This is a genomic window from Agrobacterium sp. RAC06, from assembly GCF_001713475.1.
GTDB lineage: Bacteria > Pseudomonadota > Alphaproteobacteria > Rhizobiales > Rhizobiaceae > Allorhizobium.
In genome coordinates this window covers 2,650,689-2,673,027 of the sequence record NZ_CP016499.1, presented here as the reverse complement: position 1 = coordinate 2,673,027, position 22,339 = coordinate 2,650,689, and the positions used below count along the sequence as shown (strand labels likewise).

Below are 22,339 nucleotides of genomic sequence, written 5' to 3'. Positions count from 1 at the left end.
ATTCACCCCGATGGCACAGTGTTGGCGGTTCCCCCTGCATTCTCGGCTTCCGAAACGCTCTGCTTGACCGCGATAAAGCTGTCCGGCGTGACCGAGATGCTGTCGATGCCGCACTCCACGAGGAACTTCGCAAATTCCGGATGGTCGCTCGGTGCCTGGCCGCAAATGCCGATCTTGGCTCCGGCAGCCTTGGCTTCGCCGATCACGCTGCGGATCATCCATTTGACCGCGTCGTCCTGCTCGTCGAAGAGATCGGCCAGCTCGCCGGAATCGCGGTCGACCCCGAGTGTCAGCTGGGTCAGGTCGTTTGATCCGATGGAGAACCCATCGAAATGCTGGGCGAACTGCTTGGCAAGGATGACGTTCGAGGGGATCTCGCACATGACGAAGACCTGCAGGTCGCTCTCCCCGCGCTTCAGTCCGTTTTCGGCCATCACGCCAAGTACCTTTTCAGCCTCCGCAACGGAACGGCAGAATGGGATCATCACCACGACATTCTTGAAGCCAAGTTCGTTGCGCAGCTTTCGAATTGCCCTGCATTCGAGAGCAAATCCGTCCCGGTATCGCGGCGAATAATAGCGCGAGGCGCCGCGAAAACCGATCATCGGGTTTTCCTCGGTCGGCTCGAACGCGGCACCGCCAAGAAGCCCCGCATATTCATTGGTCTTGAAATCGCTCATCCGGACGATGACAGGCTGCGGGTAGAAGGCTGCTGCGATCCTCGCCAGCCCTTCGGCGAGCTTGTCGACGAAATAGGCGGACTTGTCGGCATAGCCCGCCGTCAGTTCGGCGATTTCGGCCTTGGCACTCTGATCGGTCAGGCTGTCGAAATTCACCAGTGCCATGGGATGGATACGAATGGCGTTGCTGATGACGAATTCCATGCGCGCCAGGCCAACGCCGTCCGCCGGCAGTCGCCACCAGCGGAATGCGGCACCCGGATTGGCGAGGTTCAGCATTACCTTGGTCTTTGTCGCCGGAATATCCTCCATGTCCAGTGTCTGGACCTCGTAGTCGGCGCGGCCCTCATAGATCGACGCCTCGTCGCCTTCGGCGCAGGACACGGTAATTTCCTGGCCGGAATGCAGGACCTGGGTTGCTGTCCCTGTCCCGACAATGGCGGGCAGCCCCAGTTCCCGGCTGACAATGGCAGCATGCGAGGTGCGGCCGCCATGATCTGTCACGATGGCAGCCGCCCGCTTCATGATCGGAACCCAGTCGGGGTCGGTCGTGGACGTCACCAGGATCGAACCGTCGACGAATTGTCCGATGTCGCGGGCGTTCTCGATCAGGCAGACCTGGCCGGAGACGACGGCGTCGCCGATCGACAGGCCCTTAAGCAGTGTCTTGCCCTTGCTCTTGATCTCGTAGGAGCTGAACACTGCGGTTTCGCGGTTCGACTGGACCGTTTCCGGTCGGGCCTGGACGATGTAGAGGCGCCCGGAATGCCCGTCCCGGGCCCATTCCATATCCATGGCGCAGCCGTAATGGCGTTCGATGGTCGTGGCCCAGCGCGAAAGTGTCAGGATCTCGGCGTCTGAAAGCACGAAGGCGGCGCGCTCCGCTTTCGATGTCGGCACGTTGCGCGTCGGCTGCTCGGCAGAGCCATAGATCATCTTGATGGTCTTGCTGCCGCACTTCTTTGAAATGATCGGGCTGAGCGTCGGATCGTCCAGGAGCGGTTTGAAGACCTGATATTCGTCCGGGTCGACGGCACCCTGGACGACGTTTTCACCGAGCCCCCAGGCGGCATCGATCAGGACGACCTTGTCGAATCCCGTTTCCGTGTCGATCGAGAACATGACGCCGGACCCGCCAATGTCGGAACGCACCATTTGCTGGATCCCGACAGACAGCGCGACCTTCATATGGTCGAAGCCTTTCGTCTGGCGATAGGAGATCGCCCGGTCGGTAAACAGCGAGGCAAAGCAGCGCTTGCAGGCCTGCAGGAGTTCCGTCTCCCCGACGATATTGAGGAAGGTCTCCTGCTGTCCGGCAAAGCTCGCATCCGGCAGGTCTTCGGCCGTGGCGCTGGAGCGGACGGCGACACTGACATCAGGTTGACCGGCTCTGTCTGCCAGGCCGCGATAGGCCTCGACGATGGCAGCGGCCGTGGCGGCCGGCCAGTCTGCCCTGAGGAACAGCTGGCGGATGGCTGCCCCCGTCTCGGATAGGCTTGCCTTGCCGGCTGTCCAGTCGGCGATCGATTTGCCGATCGATTCGCGGATCTGGTTTTCGTCGACGAAATGCCAGTAGGCATCAGACGTGGTCGCAAAGCCCGGCGGAACATCGACGCCCTGGAGACCCAGCTCCTGGATCATTTCTCCGAGCGAGGAATTCTTGCCCCCGACCTTGGCGACATCAGAGCGTTTGAGGTCATCAAACCAGACGACATGAGCGGTTACATGATGCATGCCTACCTCCTCCAAGGACGGGTTGTTTCAAGCGAACCCAAGGGAAGACTATCGGCAAAGCGCCGACCTGCGGTTGATACACATCAAGGAGAGTTCGGCTCGGCCCGGATCCTCCGGTTTTCGTCATGCAACTCCGAGGCGGCCAGCACTTGGCTGTCCGGTCTGTTGCAACATGCCGCTGAATGCTGGACGCTTAAGGGTCGGTGCTGCGCAGATATCCGAGCACGGCGTCGGCGATCATCGACTTGTGACGGTCGTAGAGGTCAGGTTCGGAAAGGTCACGCTTGAAGATCGTGCCGAAGGTGTAGCGGTTCGAGACGCGAAAGAAGCAGAAGGCGCTGATCAGCATGTGCAGATCGATCGCGTCGACCCTTCGCTGGAACAGGCCGCTCTTCAGGCCACGGTCGATGATGTCCTGCAGCGTGCGAATGACGGAGATGTTGAGATCAGCGATTTCACTCGATCGCTTCATGTGCATCGCGTGATGAATGTTCTCGATACTGACGAGCCGCACGAAATCGGGATTGTGTTCGTCATGGTCGAAGGTCGTGCTGATCAGCCGGCGCAGAGCTTCGTCGGGCTCCAGTTCCGACAGCTGCAGATCCGCTTCGAGCGATCGGATCTTGCGATAGGCCTTTTCCAGCACCGCGAGGTAAAGCCCTTCCTTGCTGCCGTAGTAGTAGTAGATCATCCGCTTGGAGGTGCGCGTCTTCTCGGCGATCTGATCCACCCGCGCGCCCGACAGGCCGAATTCGGCGAACTCCTCCGTTGCGACATCCAGGATGTCTTCCCGCGTCCGCTCAGGGTCGTTCCTGCGCGTTTCCCTCGCCGTTTTCGCCATAGTTTCCATCCCCGATCGCGATTGCGGCCGTTGCCGACGCAGCGCGCCTTCAGTTCATAGTGATCTCGGCCCCACGCTTCAAGCCGGCCAGTGTTGACACTAACTAGTTAGTACATTATCGTTCCTGCCAGGTTGGGAGGCCGGAAGCTTGGACGAGATCCGGGCTTCGACATTGGGAGGCGGTTATGACGCAAAAGCGCGATATCTTGCGCGCCGGACTGATCGGGTTCGGCATTCAGCGCTCGCTGACCCCTGCCATGCACATGCGCGAAGGCGAGGCCCAGGGCGTCGACTATCGCTACGAGCTCATCGACCTCAACGAGCGCAAGCTCGGCCCCGATGACCTCGACGCGCTTGTCGCCGAGGCTGAGCAACGCGGCTTCTGCGGCCTCAACATTACCTACCCCTGCAAGCAGAAGATCCTGCCCTTGCTGACCGACCTCTCCGAGGACGCGCGAAAGCTCGGCGCGGTCAATACGGTGATCTTGCGAAACGGAAAGCGCATCGGCCACAACACCGACTGGTGGGGATTTGCCCAAGGGCTTAGTCGCCAACTGCCTGACGCAGACTTGTCGTCTGTGATTCAGATCGGTGCCGGCGGCGCCGGCGCGGCGACGGCCTATGCCGTGCTCGAAATGGGCGCGCGGTCACTGGCGATCTTCGATATTGAACTAGAGAAGGCATCGGAACTCGCGTCCCTGATGGCCAGACATTTCCCGGAAGCATCGGTCAGCGTGGCCTCCGATATTCAGGCTGTCATTGGCGGCGCAACCGGGCTCGTCCATGCCACGCCGATCGGAATGGACAAGCATCCCGGCCTGCCGGTGCCCGCAGAACTGTTGCCCCCCGGCCTCTGGGTCGCCGAGGTGGTCTACTTCCCCTTGGACACGGCGCTACTGCAGGCCGCCCGCCAGCGCGGATGTCGTGTGGCCAACGGAGGCGGCATGGCCGTCTTCCAGGCCGTCGGCGCATTCTCGTTGTTCACGGGCCTCCAGCCGGAGGTCGGTCGCATGCTTCGCCATTTTGAAGTGCTGACGGAGGGTGGTGTCACGCGCCAGCCTCAGACGGCTTGAGGCGGAGAGTGCATTTGGAGTGCGGGCGTCAGGCGCTGGCAGCCTGTCTGGATTGAAACTGGTGGCCCGAAAGGGCAGGGAGGAGGAAGACATGTCCGGCATCATCGACATCCTGTACTCCCGGGCTGTGCGCCACCTGTCGCTGTCCCATGCTCCAACTCCTTGCATGCGATCCGCTGTGCTGGCTGTTCCCGCCTGTGCGAGGAGGCTCGCATGAAGACCTCGATTGCGACAGTCTCCATCAGCGGTGAGTTCGAGGAAAAGCTCGCCGCCATCGCGCGCGCCGGCTTCGATGCCGTCGAGATCTTCGAGAACGACTTCCTCGCCTTTGACCGTTCGCCGGCAGAGGTCGGACAGATGGTTCGTGATCACGGGCTTGCCGTGTCGCTTTTCCAGCCGTTTCGCGACTTCGAAGGCATGCCGGAACCCTTCCGGTCTCGCAATTTCGATCGCGCCGAGCGCAAATTCGATCTGATGGCCGAGCTCGGCACGGATCTGATGCTGATCTGCTCGAACGCCTCACCGGTCGCGCTGGGCGGGATCGATCGCGCCGCCGAGGATTTCCATGCGCTTGGCGAACGTGCCGCGCGCCGCGGCTTGCGGGTAGGTTACGAGGCGCTCGCCTGGGGTCGGCATATCAACGACCACCGCGACGCCTGGGAGATCGTGCGCCGCGCCGACCACCCCAGCATTGGCCTGATCCTCGACAGCTTCCACACCTTGTCTCGCAAGATCGAGCTGAATTCGATCCGGTCGATCCCAGGCGATCGCATCTTCATTGTCCAGCTCGCGGATGCGCCGCTGATCGAGATGGATCTCCTCTATTGGTCGCGCCATCTCCGCAACATGCCGGGCGAAGGTGACTTGGCCGTCACCGCCTTCATGCAGGCCGTCGCGGCCACCGGGTACAACGGCTATCTGTCGCTGGAAATCTTCAACGACCAGTTTCGTGGCGGCTCACCCGATGCGATCTCGCGGGACGGGCGTCGCTCGCTGGTCAACCTCATGGATCAGGTGGCCCGCGCTGAACCGAAGATCCGCATACCGGTGCCGGCCATGCCCGATCGCGCCAAAGTATCCGGCATCGCCTTTATCGAGTTCGCCGCCGGCGAGGACGAGGAGCGCGAACTCGAAGCCCTTTTCACGCTGCTCGGCTTCGTGCCCACCGCCCGGCATCGCTCCAAGGCCGTGACCCTCTATCGCCAGGGCGACATCAACCTCGTCATCAACAGGGAAGAGACGGGTTTCGCCAACGCCTCCTATCTCGTCCATGGGGCCAATGCCTATGCCTTCGGGCTCATGGTCGATGACGCGGCAGAGGCCCACAGGCGCGCGCTTCAGCTCGGTGCCGAGGATTTCCGCCAGTCCGTCGGTCCAGGCGAGCTGCAGGTCCCGGCGATCCGCGGCGTCGGGGGAGGGCTCGTCTACTTCCTCGACCAAAAGAGTGAACTCGCGCGGATATTCGACGTCGAGTTCATGCCTCTCGATGAAACGCCGGAGAGCAGCGTCGACATCGGCCTGACCCGGGTCGATCACATCGCCCAGACAACGCGCTATGAGGAAATGCTCACCTGGCTGCTCTTCTACACATCGCAGCTCGATGCCCGGAAGACGCCGATGGTCGACATCATCGATCCGGCCGGCCTCGTCAGAAGCCAGGTGGTCGAGACCCCTGACGGACGCCTGCGAATCACCCTGAACGGCGCTGAAAACCGCAACACGCTGGCCGGCCGCTTTATCGCCGAAACCTTCGGCTCGGGTATCCAGCACATCGCCTTCGAGAGCGACGATATCTTCGCCACGGCCGAGGCACTTGCCGCCAAGGGTTTCCGATCCCTCGTGATCTCGCCCAATTATTATGACGACATCGAAGCCCGCTTCGGTCTCGATCCCGATCTCGTCGAGCGGATGAAATCGGCGAACATCCTCTATGATCAGGATGAAGCGGGGGAGTATTTCCAGCTTTACTCGCCAACCTATGGCGAGGGTTTCTTCTTCGAAATCGTCGAGCGTCGGGGCTATCGTGGCTATGGAGCGCCGAATGCGATCTTCCGCATCGCTGCCCTCAAGCGCCATCTGCGTCCGAAGGGAATGCCGAAATGAGCGCCCGGATTATCCACGCAGCCGGTCGCAGCCGTTCAGTTCGCCACCGTGCCGCCGAGTGCAATCGTCAGCGACTGGTCGATGTGACGCGACAGAGCTGCGGCAGCCAGCTCCGAAGACCCCTCCAGCAGCGGGTTGAGGAAGGCCAGATGCTCGGAGATAACCCGTTTGGCATTGTCCCGGGTCACGCGCACTCTGGTTTGCGCCGTCATCCGGATCTTGATCGCCGTGACACGGTAGACATTGGCGATCAGGCTGTTCTCCATGGCATCGACCATGTCGGCATGCATCTGCCAGTCATAGACCTGCAATTCGCGCAGGAAGGCGGGAAGGTCGGTGATGTCGTCGCCGCCGAGCCGTTCGCGCGCCTGGATATGCCAGTCGAGCCAGTTCGCGATCACGGCGCGGTCGAGGCGCTGGATCATGTCCGGAATGGCGCTGAGTTCGATGATGCGACGCATCTGATACGCTTCCCGCACGAAGGTCACGTCGAGGCTCGGCACCATCAGGCCGCGTTGCGGCAGCGTCTGCAAAAGGCCTTCGGCCTCGAGCCGCGGGATGGCTTCGCGGATGGCGCTCAAGGTCAGACCCGTCGTCTCGACCAGCGCGCGCTGGGAGATGACCTGGCCCGGCTTCAGCCGGCCCCAATTCAGAAGTTCTTCAATTCGATTATAGGCGAGCTGCCTGAGGGAGCTTTCACCTGTCGTCGACATAACTGCCTGCCGGGCGCTCGGTTTGTCTCTCATGGGGTCACACTGTCGTTGTTCGGGATTGATAACAGCACACTAACATGTTAGTTCGATATCAGTAAGGCAGGATCTCTGCCAGCAGCGCGTTTTCACAGGTTTGGAGGACCGGAAGCGTGCTGGGGCGGAAAAACAACCAGAAGTTCCATAGTCAAACGGGAGGAGACTACGCAATGAAACTCACACTGACCCGCCGCTTCCTGATGGCGTCCGCCATCACCTTCACGGCACTCGCCGCGAGCGGCCCGCTCGCAACCGTCGTCGCCCAGGACAAGCCGGTGATCCGCATGTCCACACCGGCCTCCGAGACCGATCAGCGATCCGTTGCGCTGGCAACCGTCTTCGGCCCGGCGATCGGCGAGTTCGCCACCTACCAGCCGCATTACAATGCCTCCCTCGTGCCGCAGGGCTCGGAACTCGAGGCCATTGCAGCCGGCGATCTGGAAATGTCGATCACCTCGGCCCAGGAACTGGCAAACTTCCTGCCGGAATTCTCGATCTTCGCCACCGGTTATGTTCATCGCAGCGCCCAGCATCAGGTCAACGTCTTCAACGACCCGCTGATGCAGCCGTTCAAGGACAAGGTCGAAAGCGAACTCGGCGTGAAGCTGCTTGCCGTCATGTATCTCGGCAAGCGCCATGTGAACCTGCGCTTCCCGCGTTCCGAAAAGAACGTCATGACTCCCGCCGACCTGGCCGGCGTCAACCTGCGCATGCCAGGCAGCGACGCCTGGCAGTTCCTCGGCCGCGCGCTCGGCGCAAACCCGACACCGGTGGCCTTCACCGAAATCTACACCGGCCTGCAGACTGGCTCGGTCGATGGTCAGGACAATCCGCTGCCGACGGTTGTCGATGCGAAGTTCTACGAAGTCACCAAGCAGGTGAGCCTGACCGCCCACCTCGTTGACCTGAACTACATCGCCCTTTCCAAGGCTGTTTGGGACAAGCTGACGCCGGAGCAGCAGGCAACGGTCCAGAAGGCCGCCGAAGACGCGGCGCAGTCGGGCCGGGAAGGCCAGCTGAAGAAGGAAGACGAACTCGTCGCCTTCCTCAAGGAACAGGGCCTCGATGTTTATGAGCCCGATCTGAACGCGTTCCGTACCCATGTCCAGGCACAGTATGTCGGCTCCGACTTCGCCAAGGCCTGGCCGGAAGGTGTTCTCGAAAAGGTCAATGCGCTCGCCGACTGATCCCGATCTGACCTGAACCGGGCCGGAGAGTGATCTCCGGCCCTTCGTCGAACATGATGTCCTGTCGAAGGTGATGGTGTGTCTTCTCTAATCAGACTGTTTCGGACTTCGGCGGAGGCCGTGGCTGCCGCGCTGATGGCCGCCATGTTTGCGACCTTCATTCTGCAGGTCCTCGTTCGCTACACGGCGCGTCTGCCCTGGGTCGCCGAGAACATGCCCTTTCTCCAGCCGACCAACTTTGGCTGGACGCTGGAATTCTGTCTCGCCATCTGGGTCTGGCTGATTTTCTGGGGCAACAGTTTCGTCGTCAGGGTCGAGGATCACGTTACCTTCGACGTCCTCTATGTTTCCGTCTCCCCGCGTGTCCGGCGGATCTTCACCATCGTCACCGGCCTTGCGGTCGCCATCGCGCTTCTCTTGTCGGTAGCGCCCACCTGGGATCGCCTCGCCATTCTTCGCCTGAAAAAGACGGCCACTCTCGGTGATCTCTTCGGCGACTGGATCCGCATGCGGGATGTCTACATGATCTATATCGTCTTCCTCGTCGCCGTCGCCGGCCGCTATCTGTGGCAGGTCTGGCAGGCGTTGCGCGAGAGCCTCAGCGGCTCTGGTGATACCGGACAGACGGGAAGCCAGGCATGAGCATCGCCTTCCTCCTTTGCATCGTCATTTTGCTTGGCCTCGCCGTGATGGGTACGCCCATCGCCTATGCGATCCTCGTCGCCTCATTCGCCTATCTTGCAGCCAGCGGTCAGAGCATCGGCATCAGCGGCAAGATCCTGCTTGATGGCCTTTACCAGAGCTTCATTCTGCTGGCCGTGCCGCTGTTCATCATCGCGGCCAATATCATGAATGCCGGCTCGGTCTCCGATCGTCTGCTGCAGTTCTGCGTCGCCCTGGTCGGCCGCTTCCGCGGCGGCCTTGGCCATGTCAACATCCTCTCGTCCCTGGTCTTTTCCGGCATGTCCGGCTCTGCGATTGCCGATGCCGCCGGCATCGGCAAGATGATCATCGACATGATGGTGAAGTCCGGCCACTACACGCGCGGCTATGCCGCCGCGATCACGGCCGCTTCCGCCACCATCGGCCCGATCATCCCGCCGTCGATCCCGATGGTGCTCTATGCCCTCGTTTCCAACACCTCCATCGGCTTCCTCTTCCTCGGCGGTATCGTCCCCGGCCTGATGATGGGTGCCATGTTGATGGCCATGAATGCCTGGATTTCGCACAGGCGTGGCTTTGCCAAGCATGAGCCCGTGCCGCTGCGGGAATTCCCGGCCCTGACGATCAATGCCGGCCCTGCATTGATGATGCCGGCGATCCTGCTCTACGGCATCTATGGCGGCGTCACGACGCCGACCGAGGCGGCGGCTGTGGCGGCCTTCTATGCGCTGATCCTGGCGACGATCTTCTACAGGTCGCTCAGCTTCAAGCATTTCTACGAGATCCTGGTCACCAGCGCACGTTCCTCCGCTGCCGTCGGCCTGATCATTGGCGGCGCGCTGATCCTGAACTACATCGTCGCCTCGGAGAACATTCCGACCGTCGTCGCCAACGCCCTGGTCGACCTCGATGTGCACCCGCTGGTCTTCCTGCTCGCCGTCAACCTTCTGTTGCTCGTGCTCGGCTGCTTCCTCGATGCCTCGACGATCATCCTGGTCATCATTCCCTTGTTCATTCCGACATGCCGTGCGCTCGGCATCGACCTCGTGCATTTCGGTGTGGTGGCCGTGGTCAACTGCATGATCGGCCTGATCACGCCGCCCTATGGCATTCTGCTCTTCGTCATCAATGCCGTGACGCGCATACCGCTCGCTGAAATCATCCGAGAGATCTGGCTCTTCCTGGCGGCCCTGATGGTTGCCCTGCTGCTGCTGATCCTCATTCCTGACATCACCCTGATGCTGCCGCGTGCCCTCGGTTATGCCGGCTGACCGCAACTGCCCCTGTTTCGAGGACCGCTTCCATGACGCATAACTTCCACGGGATCGTCCCGGTGATGATCACGCCCTTTACCGACAACAACGGGATCGACTGGGACGGCTATGCCAGGCTGATCGAATGGTACATCGACAATGGCTCCCATGGCCTGTTCGCCGTGTGCCAGTCCTCGGAAATGCTGTTTCTGACGCTCGAGGAGCGCACCGCGCTCGCCTCATTCACGGTCCGCCAAGTCAAGGGCCGCGTCCCGGTCGTCGCTTCCGGGCATATCTCTCAGAGCATGGACGACCAGAAGGCAGAACTTCGGGCCATGGCTGAGACGGGCGTCGATGCCGTCGTGCTGGTGACAAACCGCCTGGCGGCTGCCGACGAAGATGCCACCGTCTTCCGCTCGCGCATGCAGGACCTGCTCGGCGCGATCCCGGCAGACATGACGCTCGGGCTCTACGAATGCCCCGCACCCTATCGCAGATTGCTGACCGATGATGAGGTCCGCTGGTGCGCCGAGAGCGGTCGCTTCGCCTTCCTGAAGGATGTCTCCTGCGATCTCGACCACATCCGCCGCCGGCTTGCTCTGGTCGAAAACACGCCGCTTGCAATCAACAATGCCAATGCAGCGATTGCCTGGCCTTTCCTTCAGGCCGGTGGCCACGGCTTTTCGGGTGTCATGAACAACTTCCACCCGGATCTCTATCGCTGGCTCTACGATCACGGCAAAGCCGATCCGGAACTTGCCGCCGAACTCGACACCTTCCTCGTCCTCTCGGCCATGTCGGAGAGCTACGGCTATCCGAAGCTCGCCAAGCATTTCCATCGCCGCATCGGCACGTTCTCGAATGTCCATAGCCGCGCCGTGCCGCATGACATAGCGGAACGCCACTGGGCCGTGGAGACCATTCTGGATCATATCGTGACGGGTGCGGACCGTTTCCGCTCGAAAATCGCGAGAGCCTGAGCCAAGGCTTTCGCCCAACTTAGGCCGGTGCGGTGCTCAAGGCCGATCGTTTGCGACTGAGATAACGTCCCTCTGCCGCACGAACGATGGATCCCTGATCCATCACGGTCTTGCCGCGGACCAGCAGGCGCACCGGCCACCCCGTCACCGCAAGCCCTTCATAGGGTGTGTAATCTGCCCCGTGCTGCAGCATCTCATTGGTAAGGGTGAGCTGCTTCTTCGGGTCCCACAGCGCGATGTCTGCATCTGAGCCGATCGCGATCGTGCCCTTCTGCGGATACATCCCGTAGAGCTTGGCGTGGTTGGTCGACGTCACCGCAACGAAGCGGTTGATATCGATCCGCCCCTTCATCACCCCTTCGGAAAACAGAATGGGAAGGCGCGTTGCCACACCCGGTATTCCGTTCGGGATCCAGCGGAAATGCCGCTTGCCCTTCTCGTTCAGCTTGCCCTCCGGATCATCGAAACGAAACGGGCAGTGATCGGACGAGAAGAGGTCGAAAACGCCCTGTTCGAGACCTTCCCAGCAGGCATCCTGGCTCGGCTTGTCGCGCGGCGGCGGCGAGCAGACAAACTTTGCGCCGTCCAGACCTTCGAGATCGAGGTCATCCGCCGTCAGCATTAGATATTGCGGGCAGGTCTCGCCGGCGATCTTCTGTCCGCGCTGGCGGGCGCGGCGGATTTCCTCCATCGCCTCGCGGTTGGAGACATGCACAATCACGATGGGTACGTCGACGATTTCGGCGAGCGACAGCGCCCGGTGGGTCGCTTCGCGTTCGGCCGCCACCGGGCGTGTTGTGGCATGGTATTTAGGGGCGAATTTGCCCTCTTCTTCATGCCGGCCGATCAGGTAGCGGATCGCATCCTCATTCTCGCAGTGGACCATGACCAGCGCACCGGTGCGCCTTGCCGTATCCAGCGTGGCCAGAATCTCGTCGTCACGCAGACGCAGGCCCTCATAGGTCATGAAGACCTTGAGCGAGGTGTAGCCATCCTCGACAAGTGCCGGCAGTTCCTGGCCGAGAACTTCGGCCGTCGGGTCAGTCACGACGAGGTGGAAGGACACGTCGATATGACATTTCCCCTCGGCCTTGCCGTGATAGACCTTGAGCGCCTCGCGCAGTGACTGACCCTTTTCCTGCATGCAGAAGGCAAGCACGCTGCTGTTGCCGCCGATCGCAGCCGACCGCGTGCCGCTGTCGAAATCGTCGGCCATGACGATGCCCTCGCCGGAGGGCTGGTCGAGATGCACGTGGCTGTCGATCCCGCCCGGCAGGACGAAGAGCCCCGTTGCATCGATGACCTCGTCGGCATCCCTCAGATCGGTTGCCAGCGCCACGATCCGCCCGTTTTTGATGCCGACATCGCTGACGAAGGTATCGCTTGCTGTCACCACCGTTCCGTTGCGGATCACCGTGTCGAAATGCATGGGGCACGTCCTTCTCTGTTGGGGCTCAGCTCGCCTTCGCAAGCCCGGCCTGTCCGGCCAGGATCCGATCAAGCGCTGCCGTGAAACGGTCCACTTCCTCCAGGGTGTTGTAATGCACCATCGAGACGCGCAGCATGCCGCCATGATCCGTCAGGCCGAGATATTCGGCGAGCCGGCGCGAGTGAAAGTCGCCGAAGCGCATCGCAATCTTTTCTGCGTCCATCGCCCTGCACATCTCGCCGGCCTCGCGACCGTCGAAACGAAAGGCGATGGTCGGCACCCGGCGGCTCTCGTGATTGGCTGACTGCCCGACGATCATGCAGTCGTTGCGCGAGCGCAGATAGGTGAGCAGACGCTCGGTCAGCGCGTCCTCCTGCGCCGTGATCGCCGCATAGGCGGCCTCGATCTTCTGGCGCACGCTGCCGGTTTCGCCCGCCTGTTCGCCAAGGCTCACGAGGTAGTCGACGATACCGCATGTGGAATAGGCGAGCTCGTAGTTGGGATTGCCCGGCTCCAGTTTGCCCGGCACTTTATCCTTGCCGTAAAAGTAGTGGTAGATCGGGTCGAGCTCGAGAAGCAGGTCGTATTTGCCATACATCAGCGCGTAATGCGGACCATAGGTCTTGTAGAGGCTGAAGACATAGTAGTCGACGTCGAAGGCCTGCACGTCGACCGCGCGATGCGGGGCATAGGCAACGGCATCGACGCATATCTTGGCGCCACGGGCATGCACGAAGTCGGCGATCTCGCGGATCGGGTTGATCGAGCCCAGCAGGTTCGAGCAATGGGTGACGCAGACGAGCTTCGTCCGCTCTGTCATCAGCGGTGCGAGATCGGCAAGGTCGAGCGTCATCGTGTCCTTGTTCAGCGGCCAGATCTTCAACACCACGCCGCGCTCCTGCAGCCGGTCCCAGGGTCCGATATTGGATTCGTGGTCAGCAATCGTGATGATGATCTCGTCGCCTGCCGATAGCTGGCTATGCATGGCCCGTGCGAGATTCTGCAACAGCGCGGTCGTGGAATTGCCGAAGACGATCTCTTCCGGCCGGCCGGCATTGACCAGATGCATGGCCGCAGTGCGCGCCTCATGGAGGGCTGCGGCCGCCGCCTGCGAGACCTCGTAGGAGCCGCCGATCTGGACGTTCTTCTCAAGAAGGAAGGTGTTGATGCGCTCGACAGCGCCTTTGAGGATCTGCGAGCCGCCCGCATTGTCGAAGAAGGTCCAACCGCGGGCGAGGCCCGGAAACTGGCTCCGCACATAATCGAGATCGAGCGCCTTTGGGGTTGGGGTTGCCATGGCAGGGTGTCCTCCGGTCTTTTTTTGTTCAGTGGTTGAGGACGGCGCGCAGGAAACCGCGCGTCCGTTCGTGTTTGGGCGTGTCGAAGATATCCTCGGGCGCTCCGCTTTCCACGAGGCGACCGCCATCCATGAAGATCACCCGATCGGCCACCTGGCGGGCAAAGCCCATCTCGTGTGTCACCACGATCATGGTGACGCCGGAGCCTGCAAGCTTGCGCATCACGTCGAGCACCTCGCCGACCATTTCCGGATCGAGCGCCGATGTCGGCTCGTCGAAGAGCAGCACCCTGGGTTCCATGGCGAGCGCTCTGGCAATCGCCACGCGCTGCTGCTGGCCGCCCGACAGTTGCCCGGGAAACTTCTCCGCCTGCTCCGAGATCCCGACGCGGGCGAGCAGTTCGCGCGCCTTGCGTTCTGCTTCCGCCACCGAGGTGCCGCGCACCCGCATCGGCGCAAGCATGACGTTCTTCAAGACGGTCATGTGCGGGAAGAGGTTGAAGGACTGGAAGACCATGCCGACTTCTGCCCGCACCTTGGCAAGCGCCGGGCCCGGCTCGACGCGGATGCCGTCGACGGTGATCCGGCTTTCCGGCGCAAAAGCTTCAAGATGATTGATGCAACGGATCAGCGTCGACTTGCCCGAACCCGAGGGTCCGATGACGCAGACGACTTCGCCTTCGGCAATATCGAGGTCAATGTCGTGCAACACGGTGAAGGTGCCATAGGCCTTGGTGAGCCCGCGGATCGAAATGAGCGGGGCTGTGGTTCCGGTCATCAGCGTTTCCCCCGGCTGAAATGTTTCTCGAGACGCGAGACGATGGCAACCATCGGCCAGAGCAGGGCGATATAGATCAAAGCCGCCCCGATCAGCGGTGACGGATTGGCAGCGAGCGCCTGCGCTTGGGTCGCCTGTTTCAGAAGATCCGGCATGGCGACGACGGAGGCGAGTGCCGTATCCTTCATCACGTTGATGCAGTTGTTGGTCAGCGGCGGAATGACGATGCGGATCGCCTGCGGCAGGATCACGTCGATCATGGTGTGGCGATTGGAAAGACCGAGTGCAGCCGATGCCTCGAACTGGCCATGCGGGATCGCCTCGATACCGGCGCGGAAGATCTCGGCGGTGTAGGCTGCGGACACCAGGGAGAGCGCCGTGACCGCAGACAGAAATGGCGATAGCCGGATGCCGACGAATGGCAGCGCGTAGTAGACGACGATCAGCAGGACCAGAAGCGGGATGGAGCGGAAGATGTCGATGTAGACGCGGATCAAAAGCTTGAAGAAAGTCGGCGCGTAAAGGCGGGCGACGGCCAGAAAAAGTCCGCCGGCAAGACCGACCAGAATGCTGGTCACGCCGATCTGCAAGGTCACCACCAGACCCCATAGGAGGGCCGGCATGCTGTCAGCCAGGACCTGCAGATTGAAGAAGGTATTGAGGAGTGTCATGCCGCATCGGCTCCCTTGGCACGTCGGCGGGACAAGAGCGTCCCGCCGATCGCGTTTTGAGCGTTACATGGCTTTCGGCATGTCGAGTACGGTGACCGTCGAAGTCGTGTCTTCGGCCTTTGCGCCGAACCAGGTCTCATGCAGCTGGGCAATGAAGCCTTCCTGCTTGAGCGTGGTGATCACGGCATTGACCTCCGTTGCGAGCGGATCGTCCTTGTTGAACATGATCGAATACTTCTCGCCGGTCGGGATACGCTCGACCACCTTCAGTTCCGGCTTGTCCTTCGCGTAATAGAGAAGCGCCGGGATGTCGGAGATATAGCCATCGATGCGACCGGCAACCAGGTCGAGCATCGCGGGCTGCAGGCCTTCAAAGCGGCGGATTTCGCCGAGTTTATATTCGCCCTTGTTGGCTTCGGACCACATGTCGCCGGTCGAGCCGGTGTCGACGCCGACGACCTTCTCGCCCATGTCCTTGAGGCCCATGATGCCGGAGGCGGCAGTCACGGTCAGCGACTGGTCGCTGTCGTAATAGGGCTGCGCGAAGGACACCGATTCCAGACGCTTTTCGGTGATGGTGATCGACGAGATCGCCATGTTGATGCGGCCCGACTGCACGGCCGGGAAGAGGCCGTTGAACGGCGTGTTGACGAATTCGACCGTCTTGCCGAGACGCTTGGCGATCTCATTGACGAGATCGACCTCGAAGCCCGTGACCTTGCCGCTGGCGTCTTCGAATTCCCAGGGTACGTTGCCGATATTGGCGCCGACGGTCAGATCTGCTGCATGGGCGGACGTGCCGAATGCGGCAAGCAGGCCCGCGAAGATGGATGCTTTAAATGTCGTTGAACGTGTCATGAGAGTTCCCCTTGTTTTTTGAACATGACTCAATCTACATTGGTCTAACTGGTCAGACCAGTCAGGCCAAACAAGCATGCGGCTTTCCGCTTGGCAAGGGGATGCCGAAAAAAATAGATTAGGTGTCGAAGCACGCCGCCGGGGAAGGGACCGCATGTTCAACAAGACGCTCGTGCCGCAATCGGTGGCACGCGAGATCCAGGGCATGATCCAGTCCGGGCAGCTGAAGCCTGGCGAAAAGATCCCCTCGCAGCGGGAGTTTTCCCAGAAGTTCGGTATCAGCCGCGCCTCCCTGCGCGAAGCGCTGCTGACGCTGGAAACACTCGGTCTGTTGAAGACGGAGGCGGGCAGGGGCACCTTCGTCGCCAGCCCGGCCACGCCGGCCTCTGCTGCCACCGGTCACATGGCCCCCTGGCGCTATTCCGACAGCCATTCGGTCTTCGATGTCTTCCAGACCCGCATCCTGCTTGAAGGCGAGATTGCCCGGTTGGCGGCTGGCCGCCTGACGCAGCTGCAGCTCGACAAGATGGAGCAGGCGACGCGAACAATGGAAGAGTGCTGGGCCAATCAGGATCTCCTCGCCAATGTCGAGGCAGACCTCGAGTTTCACGGGCTGATCGTCTCGGCCTGCTCGAACGCCATGCTGAAGGCCCTCTACCAGACCGTCCGCGATCTTGTGACGGAAACGCAGCGCCAGCCGATCCCGATCACCGATCCAGAACGCATGCGGGAATCCATCGCCGAACACCGCAGGATCATTCTCGCCCTGCGCTCCAATGACGGCGCAGGCGCCAAGCTCGAGATGGAAACCCATATCCGCAACACCGCGCGTTGCGCCGGCCTCGAGCCGTAAGCGATAGACCACCTTCCATGCAGAGGCGGCCCGGCCCTGGATCGGCAAGTCCGTACCGGTGTTGACCCACTGGCCAATGACTGCGACAAGGCTCGGATGCATACACCGATCGATATCGACCCGGATTATCTCAGGTCTCGGCTGAAGGCATTGCTCGCCATTCCGAGCCCTACAGGCTTCACAGACGAGGCTGTCCGGCACACCGCCCGCGAACTCGAGCGTCTCGGACTTGAGGTCAAGCTGACCCGCAGGGGTGCGATCCGCGCCCGTCGACCGGGAGCCGCCGACAGACCCGCCCGGGGCATCGTATCCCACCTCGACACCCTCGGCGCCCAGGTGAAGGCGCTGAAAGACAATGGACGCCTGGAGCTTGTCTCCATCGGCCATTGGTCGGCGCGCTTTGCCGAGGGCGCCCGCGCCTCGATCTTTTCGACCAAGGGCATCTACCGTGGCTCCATCCTGCCATTGAAGGCATCCGGGCATACGTTCAACGACGAGGTCGACACACAGCCGACCGGCTGGCGGCACATTGAAATGCGCATCGACGCTCTGGCCCGCGACCGCAAGGACATCGTGCAGCTGGGCATCGATATCGGCGACATCGTTGCGATCGATCCGCAGCCGGAGTTTCTCGAAAACGGCTTCATCGTCTCGCGTCATCTCGACGACAAGGCCGGCGTCGCCATCATGCTGGCAGCACTCGAGGCGATGCAGCGGCAGGACATCGAGACACCGGTCGATACCTATTGGCTGTTCACCATCGGCGAAGAAGTCGGCGTCGGCGCCTCTGCCGCGCTCGTGCCGGAAATCGCCTCCCTGGTCGCCATCGACAATGGCACCACAGCACCCGGTCAGGCTTCCGACGAATTCGGCGTAACGCTTGCCATGGCCGACCAGACCGGCCCCTTCGACTATCACCTGTCCAAGAAGCTCTTCGAACTGTGCGGCGAACATGGCATCCGCGTTCAGAAGGATGTCTTTCGCTACTATCGCTCCGATGCCGCTTCGGCGGTCGAGGCCGGTCATGATGTGCGCACCGCACTTTTGGCCTTCGGCGTCGATGCCTCGCATGGCTACGAGCGCATCCATCTCCATGCACTGATCTCGGTCGCCAAGCTGGTGGTCCATTACGCCGCCAGCGAAGTCCGGATCGAGCGCGATTCCGAAGAGGTTTCCGGTCTGCGCGGCTTCACCCGTCAGAAGGTGGCACCGGCCGAGCAGGTGCTTCGAGCAAACGAACCCGACGAACCATAATTCCGGCACTTCGAACCATCCGCCCACGTCGCGGATCGCCACAGTTGAAGCCGCTTTTGAGGCGCGATTGTCGCGAAGTTTCGCGCATGGCTTGACATCCGATTGCGGCGGTTGTTTCCCCCTGCTAGCGTTCGGAATGGCGGATGCGCCGAACCTGCGGAGAGTGAGACAATGTCGGGCGACGAGGCAACGAAAAGGCCGCGGCTGAAGATCGGCTTCGTGCTGTCGCGCTCCTTCACTCTGTCCGCCTTTGCCCTCTTCATTGATACAATCCGGCTTGCCAGCGACGAATATGATCGCTCGGGCCGCGTGCTCGCCGATTGGCAGGTGCTCGGCAGCACGCGCCACCTGATCAGTTCGAGCTGCGGTGTGCAGGTCGCACCGACCAGCGACTTCGTCGATCCGAGCCGCTTTGATTACATCGTCGTGGTCGGCGGCCTTCTCGGGCGCCAGGCCGCCGTGGACGATCAGACCATCGCCTTCCTGAAAAGGGCCGATGCCCAGAAGGTGCCACTGATCGGCCTTTGCACGGGAACCTTTATCCTCGCGGACGCGGGTCTGATGAAGAACCACCAGACCTGCGTCAGTTGGCTCCACTACCAGCAGTTCCGGGACCGTTTTCCCGATCATGAGGTCCGCTCCGACCGTCTGTTCAATCTCGATCGCCGCCGCGGCTCCTGTGCCGGCGGCAGCAGCTCCGCCGACCTCGCCGCCTTCATCGTCCGACAGTATCTCGGCCACGATGCCGAGCGAAACGCGCTGGAAGTCCTGCAGATCGAGAAGGCCCGCACCAACAGGGACATCCAGGTCCGTCGCCCGCTCACCATCGAATGCGACGATCCCCGGGTGAAAGCGGTTCTGATCCTGATGGAGCAGAGCCTCGAAAACGAATTGACCATCGATCAGCTTGCCCGCTCGGTCGGCCTTTCGCGCCGCCAGCTCGAACGCCTGTTCGCCCAGAAGATCGATGTCTCGCCCGCCCGCATCTATACGAAGCTCAGGATGGAACGCGCCAAGATGCTGGTCACCCAGACCAATGCTTCGCTGATCGATATCGCCCTTCAGGTCGGCTTCCAGAACACCTCGCATTTCACCCGCGTCTTCAAGGGCACCTATGGCCGGACACCAGGCCAGATGCGCAGCCATCCGACGGTTTGACCGCGATCGGGCTCGCGCATCAGCTGCGTTAGGAGTGCCTTTTTTAGGTCTGTTGCCTGCGACGCAAAGGCCCCGGCCGCCCGCTTGTGAGCCGACTCGGCCGGTGCTATCCAGCGGACATCTGTCGGGGGATAGAATGGCCGAACGGGGCGTTGATTTGAGCTTTGACCGGGCGATACGCATGATCTGCGTTGTCGCGCTTGTGCTGCTCGGCCTCGCGCATCGCCCTGCCGTTCCACCCACACCGCAGCTTTCCCCGCAGGAAATCGCAGCCCTTACCCTGCCGGATGGCAGCCTGCCTGAGCTCTGCCTGCCCACAGAGAACGGCAAGGCCAAGGGGCACGCCGCCTCGTCCGATTGTGAAGCTTGCCGCATCGCGGCGTCGGCGCTGTTGCCTGCGCCGGCCGATTCGGTCGGCATCCGCATGCCGCTCATCGCAGCCATCACCCTGCCGCAACCGGCAGAGGCTCACTATCGCCAGCTTTTCCCTCCCGACAGCCATCCCCGCGCGCCCCCTATCACCGCCTGATCGAAAACCATGGCCGGCGCATGTCTGCGCCCGGCTGTCCGTGTCGTCAGGCCGGTGAGCTAGCAATCGCGCAGCTCCGGTCGAAATCGGATGTCTGTCATGCTGCAAATGTTTGCCGATTGCGGGGCGCCGCCTGCGTTCCCGCCTGTTTCTTCAACCTTGTCGCCGCAACGGGCGATGTCGCTCGCCGGTCCGCTTCTGCCACCGCGCACCGTCGTCTTTCTCGAAGGTCTGGCGCGCTCCCCGCAATACCGCGTCGTCGATGGCTGTGTCGCCACCGCCCAGACATTGGTCGATGGTCGGCGCCAGATCATCGATCTCGTCGGCCCCGGACGCCTGATCGGCCTCGGTTTTGGCGATCAGAACCGCTATTCCGCGGAAACGCTGGGTTTCACCCGGCTGGAGGCCGTGTCTGAAAGCATGGCCCAGGGCGAGCGTGATCTGGCGCTGAGCGAAATGCTGGCCCGCTCGCAAAGCCTGGTCATGCTGCTCGGTCGCAAGACCGCACCGGAGCGTGTCGCCTCCGCCCTCATCGATCTTGCGGAGCAATTTGGCCGCGCCGCGCGTGACAGGAAGCGGAGGTCCGTCACCTTCCATCTTTACCCGACACGCGGCGATCTCGCCGACTGGCTCGGCCTCACCATCGAGACCGTCAGCCGCTGCCTCACCCGTCTGAAGAAGGCAGGGCTCATCGAGATCAAGCACGGAGATCTCGTCACCGTGCTCGATCCGGAACAGCTCTCAGGCGTTGCTGCCGGCGCTTATGCGCTCGCCAATTGCATTTTCCCATAACCAACAGAGAATTAGGATGACCATCGTTTCCGACCTCACCCCCGCCCAGGCGACAGACAAGGATCTGTCGCGCCGCTTCTACATCACCGCGTGGCGCTGGCATTTCTATGCCGGCCTCTATGTCGCGCCCTTCATGATCATGCTCGCCGTCACCGGCCTGATGATGCTGTGGACGGCGACCCTGTTCGGCCGCGATGGCGAAAAGACCTATACCGTCGAGCCGCAGGCCGCCATTTCCGCCGTCTCGGACCAGGCGGGAGCCGCGACCCTCGAAATCCCCGGCCAGATCATCCAGTACATCGCCCCGCGCACGCCCGAACAGGCCGCCCTCTTTCGCATCAACCAGGGTGACGCCTCCTATATGGTGGCGGTCGATCCTTACCGTGCCGAAGTCCTCGGCCACTGGGATCGGCGTACCGGGCTCTACGATCTCGCCGACAACATCCATGGCACGCTGCTGATCGGCACTCTCGGAGACCGTCTGATCGAGATCGCCGCCGGCTTCGGGATCGTTCTGGTGATCACCGGCCTCTATCTCTGGTGGCCACGCGATGGCCGCGGTTTCGGCTCGGTGCTGCTTCCGCAGCTTTCCGCCAGGGGGCGTCAGTTCTGGAAGTCGCTGCATCTGACGATCGGTTTCTATGCCTCGCTCTTCCTCGTCGTCTTCCTGCTGTCCGGCCTGACCTGGGCGGGGATCTGGGGCGAGAAGTTCACCCAGGCCTGGAGCACCTTCCCGGCGGAAAAATGGGACAATGTGCCCCTGTCGGACAAGACCCATGCCAGCATGAACCATGGCGGCGTCAAGGAGGTGCCGTGGACGCTGGAACAGACCCCGATGCCGGCTTCCGGCTCGGATGCCGGTGTCACCGGCACACCGGCAGGTGAGCCCGTTTCGCTCGATGCCATCGTCATGCTCGCCCGCACGCTCGGCTTCGAGCAGCGCTTCCAGCTGGCGTTCCCGGGTGACGAGACGGCCGTCTGGACCATCTCGCGCGATACCATGAGTAATGACAGTGCCAATCCCTTGATGGATCGCACCGTTCATGTCGACCAGTATACCGGCCGCATCCTCGCCGATGTCGGCTTCAGTGATTACGGTCCAGCCGGCAAGGCCATGGCCGCCGGTATCGCCTTCCACGAGGGCGATATGGGTCTCTGGAACCTGGTGCTGGTCAATATCGTCTGTCTGTCGATCATCTTCCTATCGGTCAGCGGTTTCGTCATGTGGTGGAAGCGCCGCCCCAAAGGTGCCGGTCGTCTTATGGCCCCCAACGTTGGCGAGCCCGGGCCCCTCTGGAAGACCGGAGCACTGGTGATGCTGGGAACGGCTTTGCTCTTCCCGCTCTTAGGCGCCGTCCTCCTGGCGGTGCTTCTCCTTGACTTCCTCGTCTTTCGCCACATCAGGCCGCTGAAAAAGGCATTGAGCTGATTGAATATCGGCGCCCCCAAAAGCGGGG

20 protein-coding genes are annotated in these 22,339 nt (G+C 61.9%); 12 read left to right on the top strand and 8 right to left on the bottom strand.

The genetic code is table 11. The features are described from left to right. Positions 1–2: 2 nt before the first annotated feature. Positions 3–2,414 carry a phosphoenolpyruvate synthase gene (ppsA, locus tag BSY240_RS12890; protein WP_069042576.1) on the bottom strand — a complete coding sequence of 804 codons (2,412 nt, stop codon included), beginning with the start codon at positions 2,412–2,414 and terminating at the stop codon, positions 3–5. 193 nt (positions 2,415–2,607) lie between these two features. Further along, positions 2,608–3,255: a TetR family transcriptional regulator gene (locus BSY240_RS12885; protein ID WP_054149450.1), complete on the bottom strand. Its 648-nt coding sequence runs from the start codon at positions 3,253–3,255 to the stop codon at positions 2,608–2,610. A 185-nt stretch (positions 3,256–3,440) separates the two neighbouring features. Here BSY240_RS12885 and BSY240_RS12880 point away from each other — a divergent pair, with 185 nt between their 5' ends. Continuing rightward, positions 3,441–4,328, top strand: coding sequence for a shikimate dehydrogenase (locus BSY240_RS12880; RefSeq protein ID WP_069042575.1), 888 nt, complete (start codon positions 3,441–3,443; stop codon positions 4,326–4,328). A gap of 213 nt (positions 4,329–4,541) precedes the next feature. Next, entirely contained in the window at positions 4,542–6,431 is a 1,890-nt protein-coding gene (locus tag BSY240_RS12875) for a bifunctional sugar phosphate isomerase/epimerase/4-hydroxyphenylpyruvate dioxygenase family protein (protein ID WP_069042574.1), read from the top strand. A 35-nt stretch (positions 6,432–6,466) separates the two neighbouring features. Here the strand turns inward: BSY240_RS12875 and BSY240_RS12870 are convergent, their stop codons facing one another. Beyond that, on the bottom strand, positions 6,467–7,144 hold the full coding sequence (locus BSY240_RS12870; RefSeq protein ID WP_069042573.1) for a GntR family transcriptional regulator: 678 nt from the start codon (positions 7,142–7,144) through the stop codon (positions 6,467–6,469). 206 nt (positions 7,145–7,350) lie between these two features. Here BSY240_RS12870 and dctP point away from each other — a divergent pair, with 206 nt between their 5' ends. The 4 genes from dctP (at position 7,351) to BSY240_RS12850 (ending at position 11,263) form a co-directional block, all read left to right on the top strand. Then, positions 7,351–8,367, top strand: coding sequence for a TRAP transporter substrate-binding protein DctP (gene dctP / locus BSY240_RS12865; RefSeq protein WP_069042572.1), 1,017 nt, complete (start codon positions 7,351–7,353; stop codon positions 8,365–8,367). 78 nt (positions 8,368–8,445) lie between these two features. Continuing rightward, on the top strand, positions 8,446–9,009 hold the full coding sequence (locus tag BSY240_RS12860; protein ID WP_069042571.1) for a TRAP transporter small permease: 564 nt from the start codon (positions 8,446–8,448) through the stop codon (positions 9,007–9,009). Then, complete coding sequence (locus BSY240_RS12855) at positions 9,006–10,301, top strand: TRAP transporter large permease (RefSeq protein ID WP_054149456.1); 1,296 nt, start codon at positions 9,006–9,008, stop codon at positions 10,299–10,301. The genes BSY240_RS12860 and BSY240_RS12855 overlap by 4 nt, the downstream gene beginning before the upstream one ends. Positions 10,302–10,333: 32 nt before the next feature. Beyond that, positions 10,334–11,263: a dihydrodipicolinate synthase family protein gene (locus BSY240_RS12850; protein ID WP_069042570.1), complete on the top strand. Its 930-nt coding sequence runs from the start codon at positions 10,334–10,336 to the stop codon at positions 11,261–11,263. A gap of 19 nt (positions 11,264–11,282) precedes the next feature. Here the strand turns inward: BSY240_RS12850 and hydA are convergent, their stop codons facing one another. The 5 genes from hydA to BSY240_RS12825 all read right to left on the bottom strand — a co-directional run bounded on the left by hydA (position 11,283) and on the right by BSY240_RS12825 (position 16,296). Then, entirely contained in the window at positions 11,283–12,692 is a 1,410-nt protein-coding gene (hydA, locus tag BSY240_RS12845) for a dihydropyrimidinase (protein WP_069042569.1), read from the bottom strand. A gap of 25 nt (positions 12,693–12,717) precedes the next feature. Continuing rightward, entirely contained in the window at positions 12,718–13,989 is a 1,272-nt protein-coding gene (locus BSY240_RS12840) for a cysteine desulfurase-like protein (RefSeq protein ID WP_069042568.1), read from the bottom strand. 28 nt (positions 13,990–14,017) lie between these two features. After that, a complete protein-coding gene (locus tag BSY240_RS12835) occupies positions 14,018–14,767 on the bottom strand; it encodes an amino acid ABC transporter ATP-binding protein (RefSeq protein WP_054149460.1) in 750 nt (249 codons plus the stop codon). After that, entirely contained in the window at positions 14,767–15,438 is a 672-nt protein-coding gene (locus BSY240_RS12830) for an amino acid ABC transporter permease (protein ID WP_054149461.1), read from the bottom strand. Before BSY240_RS12830 ends, BSY240_RS12835 begins: the two co-directional genes overlap by 1 nt. Positions 15,439–15,501: 63 nt before the next feature. Continuing rightward, on the bottom strand, positions 15,502–16,296 hold the full coding sequence (locus BSY240_RS12825; protein ID WP_069042567.1) for an ABC transporter substrate-binding protein: 795 nt from the start codon (positions 16,294–16,296) through the stop codon (positions 15,502–15,504). Positions 16,297–16,450: 154 nt separating this feature from the next. Between BSY240_RS12825 and BSY240_RS12820 the strand changes: the two genes are divergently transcribed. The 6 genes from BSY240_RS12820 to BSY240_RS12795 all read left to right on the top strand — a co-directional run bounded on the left by BSY240_RS12820 (position 16,451) and on the right by BSY240_RS12795 (position 22,311). Further along, positions 16,451–17,149: a FadR/GntR family transcriptional regulator gene (locus BSY240_RS12820; RefSeq protein WP_054149463.1), complete on the top strand. Its 699-nt coding sequence runs from the start codon at positions 16,451–16,453 to the stop codon at positions 17,147–17,149. A gap of 96 nt (positions 17,150–17,245) precedes the next feature. Continuing rightward, positions 17,246–18,403, top strand: coding sequence for an osmoprotectant NAGGN system M42 family peptidase (locus tag BSY240_RS12815; protein ID WP_069042566.1), 1,158 nt, complete (start codon positions 17,246–17,248; stop codon positions 18,401–18,403). A gap of 171 nt (positions 18,404–18,574) precedes the next feature. Beyond that, the gene (locus BSY240_RS12810) at positions 18,575–19,561 is read left to right on the top strand and encodes a GlxA family transcriptional regulator (protein WP_054149465.1); all 987 of its coding nucleotides are present in this window, start codon (positions 18,575–18,577) and stop codon (positions 19,559–19,561) included. A gap of 136 nt (positions 19,562–19,697) precedes the next feature. After that, positions 19,698–20,090, top strand: coding sequence for a hypothetical protein (locus BSY240_RS12805; protein ID WP_069042565.1), 393 nt, complete (start codon positions 19,698–19,700; stop codon positions 20,088–20,090). Between the two features lie 99 nt (positions 20,091–20,189). Beyond that, complete coding sequence (locus tag BSY240_RS12800) at positions 20,190–20,882, top strand: Crp/Fnr family transcriptional regulator (protein ID WP_171901574.1); 693 nt, start codon at positions 20,190–20,192, stop codon at positions 20,880–20,882. A gap of 16 nt (positions 20,883–20,898) precedes the next feature. Continuing rightward, on the top strand, positions 20,899–22,311 hold the full coding sequence (locus BSY240_RS12795; RefSeq protein ID WP_069042563.1) for a PepSY-associated TM helix domain-containing protein: 1,413 nt from the start codon (positions 20,899–20,901) through the stop codon (positions 22,309–22,311). Positions 22,312–22,339: the final 28 nt, after the last annotated feature.